Raw genomic sequence first — 14,962 nt, 5'->3', positions numbered from 1 at the left:
TTCCGCTACTTCCAGTCGACCTGAGTGGACCGGTAGAAGTCGATTCCCTGCTGAACCCAGCGCGGGCTCTGCTTCGCCAGCCGGAGCCGGTAGGCGTCCCAGGTCCGGGAATCCTTCGGCGACCAGCCGATCTCGGCGTAACCCGGCAGCCTCGGGAACGCCATGAACTCGATGTGTTCACTCGTCACGAGCGTTTCCGACCACAACGGCGCTTCGACGCCGATGACGTTGTTCTCGGTCACGCCCTGCAGGTACGTCGCCGGATCCCAGTCGTAACCGGTCTTGACCTCGATGAATCCTGCCCAGCTGAGCCCGAGCGGCGTCTGCGCGTGGTACTTCATGTCCATGTAGGCCTTGTTCGCGGGCGACATCAGGATCTTGTTGCCCCGGGCCGCGGCCGCGGCGACGTTCGCGTCGGTGCCGGTCGTGCCCCAGAACTGCGGGACGGCCGAAAGCGGCGGATTCGTCTTGGCGATGTCGTGCCAGCCGGTGATCTGCTTGCCGTACTTCGCGACGATCGGCTGCACCTTCTTGGCGAAGGTCTGGTAATCCTCCGGAGTGGTCGCGTGCGCCTCGTCGCCCCCGATGTTGAGGTACTTCCCGGGGGTGATCGCCGAAAGTTCGCGCAGGACGTCGTCGACGAACGTGTAGGTGATGTCCTTGTTGATGCACAGCGAGCTGTAGCCGACCTCGATGTCCGTGCGCGCCGGAATCGGCTTGCCGTCGCAGTTCAGTTCGGCGTAGGAGTGCTGGGCCGCGTTGGTGTGTCCTGGCATGTCGATCTCGGGAACGACCGTGATGTGCCGCGAAGCCGCGTAGCGCACGAGGTCCGTGTACTGATCTTGCGTGTAGTACCCGCCGGGGCCGCCGCCGACGGCGGTCAGCCCGCCCACGGTCGCCAGCTTCGGCCAGCTCTTGATCTCGATCCGCCAGCCCTGGTCGTCGCTCAGGTGCAGGTGGAGCGTGTTGATCTTGTACTGCGCGATCTGGTCGATGTAGAGCTTGACCTGGGCCGGCGTGAAGAAGTGCCGGGCGACGTCGAGCATCGCGCTGCGGTAGCCGAAGCGCGGGTAGTCGAGCACCGTGCCGCCCGAGACCACCCACGAACGCTTCTGGACGGTGGCGGCCTCGATGTCCGACGGGAACAGCTGGCGCAGCGTCTGCACGCCGGAGAACAGGCCCTTGTCGGTGTTCGCCCGCAAACTCACGCCGGAGGACGCCACCTTGAGCTGGTAGCCCTCGGTGCCGACGCGGTCGCTCGCGTGGCCGGTTTCGAGTGAGATGGCGGGGCCGCCGCCGCGGTGGCCGGTGACGACGGGCAGCCGGTAGCCGGTGGCCGGCCGGAGGAGCCCGGCCAGGTATTCGGCGACTTGTCTGCCGTCGCGGTCGGCACGGATGACGGTCGAGGGGCTGAGCCGGAAATTCGCGCGGGGATCGGGTTTGGCGTCGACAGGCGCGGGGATGACGTCGGTGACGGACCGCTCGGCCTTCGGGTGACCGGCCGCCGCTGGGTCCGCGCTCGCCGTCGCGGGCAGACCGAGCGTCACGAGACTCAGGACGGCCACGCCGAGCACGGTCGTGGACAGGCGTTTACTCATGGAGCACCTCCGGTCGGGGAACTGGAGACTCTCTGCTCATAGAGGTATAGACCAATAGGGCAAACACGACAACACCCGATCGGACTAGGAATACGTACCGGTCATTGGTTCACTCGCCGCGCAGAACCGCTTTCAACGCATCGAGAACGCTCGCGTCCTCGATCGTCGAGGGCACCTGCTCGTCCCTGCCGTCGGCGATACCGCGCATGGTCTTGCGCAGGATCTTCCCCGACCGCGTCTTCGGCAGTGCGTCCACAATGGACACGTCACGGAACGCCGCGACCGGCCCGATGTCGCGCCGGACCAGCGCGACCAACTCAGCCTTGAGTGTTTCGGCGTCGGTGTCGACACCCGACTTCAGCACCACGAAACCGCGCGGAAGCTGCCCCTTGAGCTGGTCTCGGACCCCGATCACCGCACATTCGGCGACGGCGGGGTGGGACGCCAGCACCGCCTCCATCGAACCGGTCGAAAGCCGGTGGCCCGCGACGTTGATGACGTCGTCGGTGCGGCCCATGACGAACAGATAGCCGTCTTCGTCGACGTATCCGGAGTCACCCGTCAGGTAGTGGCCTTCGTACCGCGAAAGGTACGCCTCACGATACCGCTCGTCGTCCTGCCACAACGTCGGCAACGATCCCGGCGGAAGCGGCAGCTTGATCGCGATGGCGCCTTCCCGTCCGGCGGGAAGCGGGTCGCCCGCCTGATCCAGGATCCGCACGTCCCAGCCCGGCACCGGCTTCGTCGCGGAACCGGGTTTGACCGGCATCGGCTCCAGCCCGCGCGGATTCGCCGCGATCGGCCAGCCGGTCTCGGTCTGCCACCAGTGGTCGATCACCGGGACGCCGAGCTTGTCGTGCGCCCAGTGATACGTCTCCGGATCGAGTCGTTCCCCCGCCATGAACAGCGTCCGAAACTCGCTGAGCTGGTATTTTTCGATTTCGTTCGCGTCGGGGTCGACCTTCTTGATCGCCCGCAACGCCGTCGGGGCGGTGAACAACGCCTTGACTCCGTGGTCGGCGATGACGCGCCAGAACGCGCCCGCGTCAGGCGTCCCGACAGGCTTCCCCTCGTACATGACACTGGTGGCTCCGATGAGGAGCGGAGCGTAGACGATGTAGGAATGGCCGACGACCCAGCCGACGTCGGACGCAGTCCACCACACGTCACCGGGCTGGATGTCGTAGATCGCGCCCATCGACCAGGCCAGCGCGACCGCGTGCCCGCCGGTGTCACGCACGACGCCCTTCGGCTTCCCCGTGGTGCCGGAGGTGTACAGGATGTACAGCGGGTCGGTGGCGGCGACCGGGACCGGATCTGAGGGGGAGGCCTTCGCGACCAGTTCTGCCCAGTCGGCGTCGCGCTCGCCCAATTCGGCGCGAGCGCGTTCACGCTGCAGCACCACGACCTTGTCCGGCTGGTGGACGGTGCCCGCGAGCGCCTCGTCGATGATCGGCTTGTACTCGACGACCCGCGTCGGTTCGATCCCGCACGACGCGGCCACGATGACCTTGGGTTTCGCGTCCTCGATCCGCGCCGCGAGTTCCTTGGGCGCGAACCCGCCGAACACCACCGAGTGCACCGCGCCCAGCCGGGCGCACGCGAGCATCGTGATCGCGGCCTCGGGAACCATCGGCATGTAGACGATGACGCGGTCGCCCTTCCCGACACCGAGAGAGGCGAGCGCGCCGGCGAAGCGCGCGACGTCGTCCAGCAGTTCCGCGTAGGTGAACCTGCGTACCGAATCGGTGACCGGGGAATCCCAGATCAGCGCGGTCTGCCCACCGCGGCCGTCCCGCACGTGCCTGTCGAGCGCGTTGAACGCCGTGTTCAGCTCCCCGTCCGGGAACCAGCGGTGGAAGGGGGCTTTCGACGTGTCGAGGGCCTGCGTCGGCGAACGGGTCCAGTCGATCGCCTGCGCGGCTTCGAGCCAGAAACCCTCCGGGTCTTCGAGGCTCCGCTGGTACGACTCGGCGTGCATCGAATGCTCCTTCGCGCTCGGGTACCGGGCCCATCATGGACTTCCGGCCGCGCTAATGCCTGGTGGTAACGGCGGGGAGACGCCCCTGACAACCCGGCAACCCTGTGATGGCGTGGAGCGTCCTAAGCTGAACCAGGAAAAAACCGCCGGAAACGGCCTCGACAAGCTAGGGGAGCAGGGTCCATGGGACTAGCGAGCGCGCTGCTGTCGTTCGCGCACAGCCTGTTCGGACCGGGGATCTGGCCCGGGGACTGGGTGTGGGCGACGAGCACCGCGGGAGCGCTGGTCGCGCTGCTGCCCGCGCTGGGAGCGATGGTCGTCGCGATCATCCGCAAAGGCACCGGCAACCGCTACGACGTGGTGACCCTGTCCGTCTTCGGCGGGATCGGCGTCGTCGCCGCCTTCCTGCTGCCGTGGCTGCTGGCCACCGGCGTTTCGCAGACCTTTCAGGAAGCGGCGTCGAAGTCCGGCGGGCAATCCGGCTTCTCCAGCAGTGACCTGTCGACCTTCAACACCGACTACAGCCCGCTGATCGGCACGCAGAGCGAGTACCTCGGACGCGGCCAGAACGTGTACGAGGTCCTGTTCTATCCGAGCGGGATGCAGCTGAGCTACATCTTCTACCTGATCCTGCTGGTCGGCCTGCCCGCGCTGTCGCTGCTGTTCGTCATGCTGCAGGCGCGCACAGCGTTCCGTCGCGGGCCGAAGTGGCCTTCGCGGTTCTTCTGGATCCCGTTCGTGCTGATGGTGCTGGCGAGCGTCGGCATGGGTGCGAACACCGCCGTGCACTTCTGGCTCGGCTTCCTGCCGTTCAGCGTGCTGGGCCTGATCCCGGTCGCGCTGGTCGGCCCGCCGCCGTGGTCGGTGATCAACCGGCCGGACCCGCAGCCCCGGCAGAAGGTCGAGCCGTACCGCCCGGAGCCGCCCGCCCCGAAGCCCCAGCAGCAGCTGCCGCCCCCGCCGCAGAAGCAGTACCCGGCGACCGCTCTGGCGCAGGCGCCCGAACCTCCCGCGCTGGCCGCGGTGCCGGGTCCGGTCCCGGCGCCCCCGGGCTCCCGCAACTCCGGCGGTGGTCGCTACAAGCGCGTCCGGCGGCTCGGCCATGGCGGCTTCGGCACCGTGTGGGAAGCGGTCGACACACAGCTCAACCGCACTGTCGCGCTGAAGATCGCGCACGCGCCGGACCGCGACACCGAAGAGCGGATGCAGCGCGAGGCCAGGGCGCTGGCCGTGGTGAACCACCCCAACTGCGTCCGCGTCTACGACCTCGTCGAGGAGCCCGACGGGCTCGCGCTGGTCATGGAATACCTCGAAGGACGCTCGCTGTCCGAGATCGTCGACTCGCAGGGCCCGCTCGACGACATCGCCGCCGGACGGCTCTGGTCGACCATGGCGGGCGCGCTCGCCGCGGCGCACGAGAAGGGTGTGCTGCACCGCGACCTCAAGCCGTCGAACATCATCCTCGACCGCAACGGGCTCGCCCACCTCATCGACTTCGGTATCGCCCGGAGCCAGGGCGACTCGAAGATGACCGCGACCGGGATGATGATCGGCACGCCGGACTTCGTCGCTCCCGAGCAGGCGATGGGCTCCGCGGCGAGCCCGGCGTCGGACGCCTGGCAGCTCGCCGCGACGGTCAGCTACGCGCTGTCAGGCCAGCCTCCGCGCGGCACCCGGGAGACCCCGATGGCCGCGCTGATGGCCGCCGCCCGCGCCGAACCGGTCTCGAAGCTGCCGAACCGCAGCGCGCACGCCCGGATCCTCATCGCGTCGCTCGACCAGGAGCCCCGCCGCCGCCCGACGCTCGCCGCCGTGCGGCGCGACGTCGAAGGCTGGCTCGCGCGGGCCGGCAAGTCGCCGGACGGCCCGGTCACCCAGATCGTGCCGCGCCGCCCTCCGCAGCAGCAACCGCAGCCTCACCAGCAGCCGCAGCCCCAGCGTCACCCGCGCTGACCTGCGAAAAGAGAGCAAGGGACCTTTGCTCACGTTAGTTAGTGCGCTAACGAACGTGAGCAAAGGTCCCTTGCTCTCGCTCAGTCGACGACGACCCAGGTCCCGCCGCGCCACGCCATGGTGAACGTCTTGGGGTCGGCCGCCATCATCGCTATCTGCGGCGCGATCGCGCCCGGCGGGACGACGACCTTGTCCGGTCCCTTGCTCTGCAGCTTCGCCCGGTCGACGCGGGTGAGCTTCAGCTTCTTGAAGTCATCGTCCGAGAGCATCCCGAACTGCATCGGGGTGAGGGTCCGGCACTCCTTCAACCCGCCGTCGAACGCCGGCGCCGTGATCCGGCAAATGGTGTCGAGGTCCTTGTTGCCCAGGGCGTGGTGATACTCCTCCATTACGCTCGCTGCCCCGTCGGGGGTGTGTGCCACCGCGCCGCCGGTGGCGGGCTTGGTCGCCTCGGAAACGGTCGCTGCGGTAGCCGAAGGCCGCGAAGCGCTGGGTGGTTGTGTCGAGCTGGCGGCCGGTGCTTCCGAGGTACTCGGAACGGCCGAAGTCTGCGGCGACGCGGTTCCCGGCGTCTGCTCTTCGCAACCCGCGATCAAGAACAACGCCGCGGCCGCACAGGCCACTCCGAGCGGTCGGATCGTCATGGTGCCCCCTGTCGACTGCTACTGACCAGGGGAGAGTAACAACTGTCGACCAAGTGTCACACTTGAATCGGGAAATCAACGCCGGGGCGTGGTCACTTCCAGGACGGAAGCCACAGCTCGGCGTTCCAGTGCTCGTTGGTGATCGCGTTGCCGTTGAGGATCGGCCACAGCCAGGCGAAGTTGGCCACGACCAGGCCCACGTAGAGCGCGACGACGAGCAGACCGGTGCCCCGCCGTTCGAATCCGCGTTTCGCGCTGCCGAGGATCTGGCCGAGGACCAGCGTCAATCCGAGAACCAGGAACGGCGCCAGCGGAGTCGCGTAGAAGTAGTACATCTGGCGGTCGAGGTTGGTGAACCAGGGCAGGAACCCGGCGAGGTAGCCGACGAGCACGGCGGCGTAGCGCCAGTCCGCGCGGAAGAACGACCGCCACGCGCTCCAGCCGAGCATCGGCAGGGCCAGCCACCACATCGCCGGTGTGCCGATCAGCATCGTCGCCCGCACGCAGGTCGACTCGCCGCAGCCGGTCGCCTCGGTGCCGCCGGCGTAGGCGTAGAGCATCGGCCGCAGTCCCATCGGCCAGGTCCAGGGCTTCGACTCCCACGGATGCGGTTTGTCCTTGGGCGTCACCAGGTGCGCGTGGAAGTCGAGGACGTTCATCGAGTAGTTGCCCAGCGATCGCAACGCGGGCGGCATCCAGGACCAGAAGCCGGGATCGATGTCCTTGATCGCGACCAGATTGCGGTCGGTCGCGGTCTCGCTCGCGAACCAGGCCCAGTAGCAGGCGAGATACACCAGGATCGGGATGACGACGATCGCCCACAGCGCGGGCAGCACGTCGCGGCGCAGCGTGCCGACCCACGGCCGCTGCACTCCGGCGGCGCGGCGCGCGGCCACGTCGAAGAAGACGGTGAGCAGGCCGAACGTGGCGATGTAGTAGAGCGCCGACCACTTGACGCCGAAGGTCAGCCCGATCATCAGGCCGCCCGCGAACCGCCACCACCGGAAACCCAGCTTCGGGCCGAAACGGGACTCGTCGATCCAGCCTTCGCGGACGGCGACGGCGAGCCGTTGCCGGACCTGGTCACGGTCGCACAGCACGCAGGCGAACGCGGCGAGCACGAACAACGCGATGAAGATGTCGAGCATGCCCATACGTGACTGCAGGTGCAGGACGCCGTCGCTGATCACCAGGATCCCGGCGACCGCGCCGAGCAGTGTCGAGCGGGTGAGCCGCCGGGCGATCCGGATGGTGAGGAACACGATCAGCGTGCCCGCCAGCGCGGGCATGATCCGCCAGCCCCAGGCGTTGTAGCCGAACAGCCACTCGCCGATCGCGATGAGATGCTTCGCCAAGGGCGGGTGCACGATCAGTTCGTAGCCGTAGTTGTCTTCGTAACCGCCGTTGCGCAGCATCTGCCACGCCTGCGGGACGTAGTGCTTCTCGTCGAAGACGGGCGTGCCCTTGTCCGTGGGCGTCGCCAGGTTCTGGATCCGGACGATTCCGCCGATGAGCGTCAGCACCAGCGTGACGACCCAGCCGCGCAGGCGGTCGGCAGGCATGCCGCGGCCGAGGAGGCCGGCTTCCCGGTCGCTCGGTGGCCGGAGCGCGTCGACCGGATCCGGCCGCACGCTCTCGTTGTCCCGGGTCAGCAGTGCGGTCACGGGGCATGATCCTACGGGCGAAAGAGTGAACTCGGTGTCCGGATATGCGAACCGGTTAACCTTCGGGAATGACCGAAGGACGCCTCGTGCTGGCAGCCACCCCGCTCGGAGACGTCCGTGACGCTTCGCCGCGCCTGTCCGAAGCCCTCGCGACCGCCGACGTGATCGCCGCCGAAGACACCCGACGCCTGCGTTCCCTCACCGCCGCCCTCGACGTTTCGCCGGTCGGACGCGTGGTCAGCTTCTATGAGGACGTCGAGACCGCCCGCCTGCCGAAACTGCTCGAATCGCTCCGATCGGGCGAAACCGTGGTCCTCGTGACCGACGCGGGGATGCCGAGCGTTTCGGACCCCGGATTCCGCCTGGTGGCGGCCTGCGTCGAGGCGGAGGTGCCGGTGACCTGCCTCCCCGGCCCGTCCGCGGTGACCACGGCGCTCGCGCTGTCCGGCCTGCCGTGCGACCGTTTCTGTTTCGAAGGATTCGCCCCGCGCAAGCCCGGTGAACGCGCGAAGTGGCTCGGTTCGCTGAAGAACGAGCCCCGTACGGCCGTGTTCTTCGAGTCTCCGCACCGCCTCGCGAGCACGCTCGCCGACGCCGCCGACGTCCTGGGCTCCGATCGTCGCGCCGCCGTCTGCCGCGAACTGACCAAAACTTACGAAGAGGTCAAACGCGGCACTTTGCCGGAGTTGGCCGCCTGGGCCGCCGACGGGGTCAAGGGTGAGATCACGGTCGTTCTGGCGGCTGCGCCGCCGCGCTCGGTGAGCGTCGCGGATCTGGTTTCGGAAGTTTCGTCGCGGGTCGCGGCGGGCGAACGCCTCAAATCCGCCGCCGCCGAGGTCGCCGAGGCCACAGGAGTGTCCAAGAAGGAGCTCTACGACGCCGTTCTCGCGTCCCGTAAATAAGGACTTAGGACAGCAAGGCCGTCGCGGCCCCGTGCGCCTTCGCGGCGTCGGGCTCGGCGCCGGTGATGACGTCGGTGTAGATGAAGGACTCGCCGATCCGCACCAGCAAGTAGGCCAGGTCCTCGACGGGCAAGGGCGGGGCGAGCCTTCCGGCCGCGACCTCTTCTTCCAGGAACTCGCGCATCTTCGCGATCGCGCGACTCTGCACCACGCTGGCCTTCGTCGTCAGAATCCGCAGGGCCCGCTCGGGCTCGTTGCGCAGGAACTCCCGGAACGGTTTCGAGTCGTTCACGGTCCGGACGAAGGTACCGACGAGTTCCGCGATCCCCTCTGCGCCGCGACCGAGCTTGCCGGACGCCCGCGCTTCGAAGACCTCCACGGTCATCGACCACAGGATCTCGCCGAGCAGCTGATCCCGGCCGCCGACCCAGCGGTGCAGGGTGGCGCGGCTGATCCCCAGTTCGCCCGCGAGTTCGCCCATGTCCACCCGGCGCCCCTCCAGGAACCAGGCGCGCGCGATCGTGAACGCGCGCAGGGCGTCCGGGCGCGGCGAGGTCAGCTGGCGTTCGAGTGCGGTTCCGATGAGTGAAACATATCACGCAGCGTCTCATGGATGAGACATATGCAAGAATGTCTCATCTCGATGAGGAGGATGCGGATGCGTGCAGTACAGGTGACCGAATTCGGCGGACCCGAGGTGCTCAACCTCGTCGACCTGCCCGATCCCGTCCCCGGACCGGGTCAGCTGCTGGTGGAGGTCGACCGGATCGGCATCAACTACGCCGATACGCATCAGGCCGAAAACTCCTACCTCGCGCCGAGCAAGCTCCCGCTCGTGCCCGGCGGCGAGGTCGTCGGCCGCACCGCCGACGGCAAGCGTGTCGTCTCGCTGCTCAACGGCGGCGGCGGTTACGCCGAGCGCGCGGTGGCGGACGAGGTCACCAGCTTCGCCGTGCCCGACGGCGTCGATGACCTGACCGCGCTCTCCTTCATCGTCCAGGGCGCCACCGCCTCGCTCCTGCTGCGCAAGAGCGCCCATCTCGAACCCGGCGAATCCGTCGTCGTGCACGCGGCGGCGGGCGGTGTCGGCTCCATCGCCGTCCAGCTCGCCAAAGCTTGGGGTGCGGGCAGGGTCATCGCGACCGCCAGCAGCGACGAGAAGCGGGCCCTCGCTCTCGAACTCGGCGCCGACGTCGCCATCGACTCGCGCGCCGAGAACATGACCGACGCGCTTCGCGAGGCGAACGGCGGCAAGCGCGTCGACATCGTGCTCGACATGACCGGCGGCACCGTCACCGACCAGAGCGTCGCGGCGCTCGCACCGTTCGGCCGCCTCGCGTTCTACGGCATGGCCAGCCGCCAGTCGCCGAAGCCGATCGAGGCCCGCAACCTTCTCGGGCACAGCACCACCGTGGCCGGGATGTGGCTGCCGCACGCCTTCAAACTCCCCGGAAACGTCTTCGGCCGCACGCTCGAGGAGCTTTTCGAACTGGCGCTCGCCGGTAAGGTCCGCGCCGTCGCCGGCGGCGAGTACGCGCTTTCCGACGCGCGCGCCGCCCACGAGGCCCTCCGCTCGCGCGGCACGGCGGGCAAACTCCTGCTGGATCCCACCAAGTAGCTCAGCCGAGCAGGCGCTCCAGCGGAGCGGACTTGTGCAGGCATTCCTGCCATTCCGCTTCGCTGTCGGAGTCAGCGGTGATCCCGCCGCCGACCCCCAGAGCGATCGCGCCTTCGTGGATTTCGAAGGTCCTGATCGCGACGTTCAGCTCCAGCCCGGCGATCGGCGAAGCGAGTCCGATCGCGCCCGTGTAGACGCCGCGCGCCATTGGCTCCAATTCGGCGATCAGGTCGAGCGCCCGGATCTTCGGCGCGCCCGTCACCGAACCCGGCGGGAACGTGGCCGCGAGCAGTGCCGCGTCGTCGATCCCGTCGGCGAGCGATCCCTCCACAGTGGACTCAAGGTGCCAGACTCCGGGAGCGGGCCGGACCTCGAGCAGTTCGGGGACGCGCACGCTGCCGGTGGCGCAGACCCGGCCGAGGTCGTTGCGGACGAGATCGGTGATCATCACGTTCTCGGCGACGTCCTTGGTGGATGCCCGCAGCCGCTGGGCGAGATGATCGTCGGCGGCGTTCCGTCGCGGCAAAGTGCCCTTGATCGGCGTCGACCGGACATGCCTCCTGTGCCTGGCAAGGAAAAGCTCGGGGGAGAACGATACGACCGAACCCCAGTCGCCGGTGAGGAACGCAGCCCGGCGGGCTCCCAGGCGACGCGCACCTTCGGCGAACAACGCGATCGGATCGCCGCCGAACTCTCCCCTGAAGCGAGCGCAGATGTTCGCTTGGAACAGCTCGCCGGCTTCGATCGCGTGCACGCACGCCTTGACCGCGTCGTGGTGCTCCGACGGAAGCGGCCGCGAGAGCGGGCCGGAACTCCATGTCGTCGCTTCGGGGAACTCGGCGAGCGCGGATTCCACCGCGGATATTTCGTCGACCGGATCCGGATCGCCGTCGGGCACCAGTGCTTCGAACCACCACGAACCGTCCGCGTCCAGCCGCAGCACCCGGTCGACCCAGCCCCAGACCGCCGGAGGGAGAGCACCGGATCGGCCCGAGGGATCTGTCAGGTCGTAACTCAGATAACCGAACCAGCCACCCCCGACAGCGCCGGGCACCGCGTCACGGATCCGGGGCATCCGCGTGGGAATCGCGAACGCTTCGGAGACATCCAGGACAGGAGTCAGGGAAGCGTTCAGTGCGATGACCGCGCGTGAAGAGAACCAGTCCCCGCAAAGCGCTGCCGGTGGCGCGAGTCCGAGTGTCTTAGCGCGTAGCCCAAGAGTCGCCAGCGCCCGCTCGGGCCCGACGTCCGTCCGCAGCCTCCGGCACATCAACCGCACGCGACATTGTCTCTGCTCGGATGGCAGTAAAGGCAACCCGTTCCGGCGGAAAGTGAGATCCGCGACCACACGGTGACATCGTGCACACCCGTCGTCACGGAGCGAGTACTACAAAAGCACGTCCCCGAGCTTGAAGGGATACACCACGGTGTCCTGGGCGATCGGACCGTTCACGCCGGGCAGCCCGGTACCGAAACCGTGTTGGTGCAAGCCCAGCCGCGAGTGGAACCACCCCGGCCTTCCCGGGATTTCGTTGTGCTTGACCAGCCACAGCACCACTTCGCTGTCCGCCCACTTGTCCGGGTGCAGCCGGTCCGTCCAGCAGTCGAGACCCGCGTAGACCAGAACGCGTTCGACGCGCGCCGCGTGCCTGACATGTTTGATCCACGCCTTGATGAACCGGTCATCGACGCTGGGCGCCTCCACTTCGAGCGCCGGCGCGAGTGAACCGGGCGCGAAGGCGCCGAGGGCGCTCGCCGTCCGCACGAAATGGTCGGCCTGGTCGTGGACGGCGCCGGGGCGCGCGTAGTGCCGTGCGCCGGTGTGGATACCGGCGTTCTGCGCACCGGCCAGATGGCGTTCCGCGGCGGCGTCCCGCCAGTTGGTGTTCTCGCTCACGGTGACCGAGGCGAACCGGATATCGGCGCCGCGCACCGCCGCCCAGTCCGTCACCGTCTCGCGGTGGGACAGGGTGACGCCGTGCTCACCTTCCGGATCGATCAAAGCCACCTGTCCTCGAATATCGCCCCAGTACGTCCGAAAGGTCACCTTACGTCCGCGGAGCGGTCGCAAGGTGACCTTTCGGTTCAGCGTGTCTCAGGCGTTTTCGCGCTGGAAGGTCCGTGAGCCCCACCAGATGGCCAGGACCGCCATGACTAGCACCACGACGCTCCCGGTGAACAGCGCGTCCATCGAGAAGTCACCGCGGAAACTGTTCCGCTCGACATCCACCACGTGCCGGAACGGATTGATGCGGGAAAGCGTGTACAGCCAATCCGGCGCCGAGCCCGCGGTGATCGGGATCAGGATTCCGGACAGCAGCAGCAACGGCATGAGAACCGCGTTGAGCAAAGCGGGGAAGGCGTCTTCGCTCTTGAGGGTCAGCGCCAGCGCGTACGAGCACGACGCCAGCGTGATCGACAAAAGGAAGACGATCACCAGGCTGAGTACGACGCCGCCGAACGGCGCGTTCAGGTCGAAGACCAGATACGCCAGCGCGATGATGAGCAACGCCTGGACGACGGTCTGCAGTGCGTTGGCGAGCACCTTCCCCAGCAGCAACGCAACCCTGCTCACCGGCGTGACCCGCATCCGTTCGACCACGCCCGAGCGGAATTCCGCGAGGAGGCCGAAGCCGACGAAGGAGCTGCCGAACAACGCGAGCTGCGCGATGATCGCCGGAGTGAAGATCATCCAGCCGTCCACATCGGACAGGCCTTGCGCGTTGAGCGCCTTCACCAGAAGCGGTCCGAAGAAGAACAAGTACAGCAGTGGCTGCATGATGCCGATAGCGAGCCAGGTCGGGTTGCGCAACGCCGCGAGCATGTCCCGGCGGAAGATCAACCAAGTGTCATGCAACATGCGTGGCCTCCTTCTCCGGAGCTTCTTCGACAGGCGCGCCTTCTTCGGCATCGCGCAGGCTTCGGCCCGTCAGGGTCAGGAAGACGTCGTCGAGCGTCGGCCGGTGCACCTGCATGGACGTCATCGTGATGCCACGCGCGTCCAGTGCCCGCAGCAATTCAGGCATCGCGGTGTCCCCGCGTGGTACCCGGAAACGCACCGTGCCGTCGGTGACGGTCATCTCGTGCGCTCCTTCGAGGCGGCCCGCGACCTCCGCGGTCTCCGCCGCCGATTCCGGTGACACCCCGATGACGACACTGTCGCCGGAAACCCTCGCCTTCAGCGAGTCCGGCGTGCCTTCGGCGACGATCTTCCCGTCGTCGATGACGATCAGCCGGTCGGAGAGCGCGTCGGCCTCGTCGAGGTAGTGCGTGGTCAGGAAGACTGTGACGCCCTGCTCGTCACGCAGCCTGCGGATGTGGTCCCACAGGTTCGCGCGGCTTTGCGGGTCAAGTCCCGTCGACGGCTCGTCGAGGAAGACGAGACCGGGCGAGTGGATCAGCCCGAGCGCGATGTCGAGCCGGCGGCGCTGCCCGCCCGACAGGGTCGCGGTCGTCCGCTGGTCGAGTCCGGCCAGGTCCAGCTGCTCGGCGAGGACGGCCCCGCGGGCGAGCGCGTCCGCCTTGCTCATCCGGTACAGCCGTCCCTGGAACTCGATCTCCTCGACGACCTTGCTCGCCGGCGCGGTGCCACCACCTTGGGCGACGTAGCCGATTCGCCGGCGCACCCCCAGTGGGTCGGCGAGCAGGTCGCAGCCGCCGACCGTCGCTTCGCCGGCGGTGGGCTTGAGAAGCGTCGTCAGCATGCGCAGGGTCGTGGTCTTCCCCGCGCCGTTCGGTCCGAGGAAGCCGACCAGTTCCCCGGCCGACACATCGAGATCGACGCCCTTGACGGCGTGGACCTCGCCCCCATTGCGGCCCTTGCGGCGGAAGCGCCGCTCAAGGCCGCGTGCCTTGATCATGTCTACTCCTTTCCAGTGCCCAACTATTCAAACTTGACTAGTTGGCTGGACGCACTGTGCCCTAGGAGTCGTTCCGTAGTCAAATTTGATTACTTGGGCGGTGCGCCGAACACCGCGTCGTCGCCTTCGCCCGCCATCACGTACTCGCCGGCTTCAAGACGGCCGATCAGATCCCTCATCCAGGTCACATTCGCCTCCGCGTGCGCGCTCCACAGGCGGTACAGCTCGCTCACGTGCGGCGGCTTCCCCAGGTCGACGGCGTGCTCACGGGCGTAATGGGTCGACTGGGCGTGCGCTTCCATATTCGCCAGCTGCTGTTTCAACAGGGCCAGCACCTGCGGGCGGGGCAGGGCCGGCATGAACGTGACCGCCGCCGACAGCGAGTACCCGGTCGCGTCGTCGCTCGACAACGCCCTGCCGAGCTGGACGACGAACTCGGTCTCGCCGTCTTCGGTCAGCCTGTACGCGGTCCGGTCAGGCCCGCCGCCCGCTTCGACGTCCTCGACCTGCTCCAGGAGACCTTCGGCCGTCATCTTCTTCAGTGCGTGATAGATCGAACCCGGCTGGACGTTGCCCCACTTGTCGGCGGCCCACGAGAGAAGCTCGCGCCGGACCTGGTAGCCGTGTGCCTTCCCGTACATGCGCACGACACCCAGCACCAGCAGACGCGTGGCGGACACCGAGGCCTCCGATCCTCTCCCGGGCAACAATGCCTTAGACGACGTCCGTAGGCTAAACAAGC

At 67.8% G+C, this 14,962-nt stretch carries 14 protein-coding genes; 4 read left to right on the top strand and 10 right to left on the bottom strand.

From position 1 onward, the window contains the following. Nucleotides 1-5: 5 nt before the first annotated feature. Both ACZ6YV_RS09515 and ACZ6YV_RS09510 read right to left on the bottom strand, forming a co-directional pair. Nucleotides 6-1,598 (bottom strand): beta-N-acetylhexosaminidase, encoded by a 1,593-nt coding sequence (locus tag ACZ6YV_RS09515; RefSeq protein ID WP_465509170.1) that lies wholly within the window; start codon nt 1,596-1,598, stop codon nt 6-8. A 109-nt stretch (nt 1,599-1,707) separates the two neighbouring features. Next, the gene (locus tag ACZ6YV_RS09510; RefSeq protein ID WP_465509169.1) at nt 1,708-3,579 is read right to left on the bottom strand and encodes a propionyl-CoA synthetase; all 1,872 of its coding nucleotides are present in this window, start codon (nt 3,577-3,579) and stop codon (nt 1,708-1,710) included. A 183-nt stretch (nt 3,580-3,762) separates the two neighbouring features. Here ACZ6YV_RS09510 and ACZ6YV_RS09505 point away from each other — a divergent pair, with 183 nt between their 5' ends. Further along, nucleotides 3,763-5,532 carry a serine/threonine-protein kinase gene (locus tag ACZ6YV_RS09505; RefSeq protein WP_465509168.1) on the top strand — a complete coding sequence of 590 codons (1,770 nt, stop codon included), beginning with the start codon at nt 3,763-3,765 and terminating at the stop codon, nt 5,530-5,532. A gap of 80 nt (nt 5,533-5,612) precedes the next feature. On the opposite strand, the gene ACZ6YV_RS09500 is transcribed toward ACZ6YV_RS09505, so the two are convergent. After that, nucleotides 5,613-5,921 (bottom strand): hypothetical protein, encoded by a 309-nt coding sequence (locus ACZ6YV_RS09500; RefSeq protein WP_465509167.1) that lies wholly within the window; start codon nt 5,919-5,921, stop codon nt 5,613-5,615. Nucleotides 5,922-5,964: 43 nt separating this feature from the next. Here ACZ6YV_RS09500 and ACZ6YV_RS09495 point away from each other — a divergent pair, with 43 nt between their 5' ends. Then, nucleotides 5,965-6,201: a hypothetical protein gene (locus ACZ6YV_RS09495; RefSeq protein WP_465509166.1), complete on the top strand. Its 237-nt coding sequence runs from the start codon at nt 5,965-5,967 to the stop codon at nt 6,199-6,201. A 67-nt stretch (nt 6,202-6,268) separates the two neighbouring features. Here ACZ6YV_RS09495 and ACZ6YV_RS09490 read toward each other — a convergent pair whose 3' ends face one another. Next, complete coding sequence (locus ACZ6YV_RS09490) at nt 6,269-7,840, bottom strand: dolichyl-phosphate-mannose--protein mannosyltransferase (protein ID WP_465509165.1); 1,572 nt, start codon at nt 7,838-7,840, stop codon at nt 6,269-6,271. 68 nt (nt 7,841-7,908) lie between these two features. On the opposite strand from ACZ6YV_RS09490, the gene rsmI reads away from it, so the two are divergent. Continuing rightward, complete coding sequence (rsmI, locus tag ACZ6YV_RS09485; protein ID WP_465509164.1) at nt 7,909-8,742, top strand: 16S rRNA (cytidine(1402)-2'-O)-methyltransferase; 834 nt, start codon at nt 7,909-7,911, stop codon at nt 8,740-8,742. A gap of 4 nt (nt 8,743-8,746) precedes the next feature. Here the strand turns inward: rsmI and ACZ6YV_RS09480 are convergent, their stop codons facing one another. Next, nucleotides 8,747-9,223 carry a QsdR family transcriptional regulator gene (locus ACZ6YV_RS09480; protein WP_465509305.1) on the bottom strand — a complete coding sequence of 159 codons (477 nt, stop codon included), beginning with the start codon at nt 9,221-9,223 and terminating at the stop codon, nt 8,747-8,749. Between the two features lie 177 nt (nt 9,224-9,400). On the opposite strand from ACZ6YV_RS09480, the gene ACZ6YV_RS09475 reads away from it, so the two are divergent. Next, nucleotides 9,401-10,360 carry a quinone oxidoreductase family protein gene (locus ACZ6YV_RS09475; RefSeq protein ID WP_465509163.1) on the top strand — a complete coding sequence of 320 codons (960 nt, stop codon included), beginning with the start codon at nt 9,401-9,403 and terminating at the stop codon, nt 10,358-10,360. A 1-nt stretch (nt 10,361) separates the two neighbouring features. Here the strand turns inward: ACZ6YV_RS09475 and ACZ6YV_RS09470 are convergent, their stop codons facing one another. The 5 genes from ACZ6YV_RS09470 to ACZ6YV_RS09450 all read right to left on the bottom strand — a co-directional run bounded on the left by ACZ6YV_RS09470 (nt 10,362) and on the right by ACZ6YV_RS09450 (nt 14,900). Next, on the bottom strand, nt 10,362-11,639 hold the full coding sequence (locus tag ACZ6YV_RS09470) for an aminodeoxychorismate synthase component I (RefSeq protein ID WP_465509162.1): 1,278 nt from the start codon (nt 11,637-11,639) through the stop codon (nt 10,362-10,364). A gap of 108 nt (nt 11,640-11,747) precedes the next feature. Next, entirely contained in the window at nt 11,748-12,362 is a 615-nt protein-coding gene (locus ACZ6YV_RS09465; RefSeq protein ID WP_465509304.1) for a glycoside hydrolase family 25 protein, read from the bottom strand. A 93-nt stretch (nt 12,363-12,455) separates the two neighbouring features. Next, nucleotides 12,456-13,220 carry an ABC transporter permease gene (locus tag ACZ6YV_RS09460; protein ID WP_465509161.1) on the bottom strand — a complete coding sequence of 255 codons (765 nt, stop codon included), beginning with the start codon at nt 13,218-13,220 and terminating at the stop codon, nt 12,456-12,458. Beyond that, nucleotides 13,210-14,220, bottom strand: coding sequence for an ATP-binding cassette domain-containing protein (locus ACZ6YV_RS09455; protein ID WP_465509160.1), 1,011 nt, complete (start codon nt 14,218-14,220; stop codon nt 13,210-13,212). Before ACZ6YV_RS09455 ends, ACZ6YV_RS09460 begins: the two co-directional genes overlap by 11 nt. Before the next feature lie 89 nt (nt 14,221-14,309). Next, nucleotides 14,310-14,900 (bottom strand): PadR family transcriptional regulator, encoded by a 591-nt coding sequence (locus ACZ6YV_RS09450; RefSeq protein WP_465509159.1) that lies wholly within the window; start codon nt 14,898-14,900, stop codon nt 14,310-14,312. Nucleotides 14,901-14,962: the final 62 nt, after the last annotated feature.

Source organism: Amycolatopsis sp. NPDC102522, from assembly GCF_055584485.1.
The sequence above is the reverse complement of the archived record's forward strand: the minus strand, read 5'-3'. Positions and strand labels throughout refer to the sequence as shown.

Excerpts from the sequence above, each read along its gene's own strand:
- ACZ6YV_RS09515 (WP_465509170.1), bottom strand. The coding sequence starts at position 1,598 with ATGAGTAAACGCCTGTCCACGACCGTGCTCGGCGTGGCCGTCCTGAGT.
- ACZ6YV_RS09510 (WP_465509169.1), bottom strand. The coding sequence starts at position 3,579 with ATGCACGCCGAGTCGTACCAGCGGAGCCTCGAAGACCCGGAGGGTTTC.
- ACZ6YV_RS09505 (WP_465509168.1), top strand. The coding sequence starts at position 3,763 with ATGGGACTAGCGAGCGCGCTGCTGTCGTTCGCGCACAGCCTGTTCGGA.
- ACZ6YV_RS09500 (WP_465509167.1), bottom strand. The coding sequence starts at position 5,921 with ATGGAGGAGTATCACCACGCCCTGGGCAACAAGGACCTCGACACCATT.
- rsmI (WP_465509164.1), top strand. The coding sequence starts at position 7,909 with ATGACCGAAGGACGCCTCGTGCTGGCAGCCACCCCGCTCGGAGACGTC.
- ACZ6YV_RS09480 (WP_465509305.1), bottom strand. The coding sequence starts at position 9,223 with ATGGGCGAACTCGCGGGCGAACTGGGGATCAGCCGCGCCACCCTGCAC.
- ACZ6YV_RS09475 (WP_465509163.1), top strand. The coding sequence starts at position 9,401 with ATGCGTGCAGTACAGGTGACCGAATTCGGCGGACCCGAGGTGCTCAAC.
- ACZ6YV_RS09460 (WP_465509161.1), bottom strand. The coding sequence starts at position 13,220 with ATGTTGCATGACACTTGGTTGATCTTCCGCCGGGACATGCTCGCGGCG.
- ACZ6YV_RS09455 (WP_465509160.1), bottom strand. The coding sequence starts at position 14,220 with ATGATCAAGGCACGCGGCCTTGAGCGGCGCTTCCGCCGCAAGGGCCGC.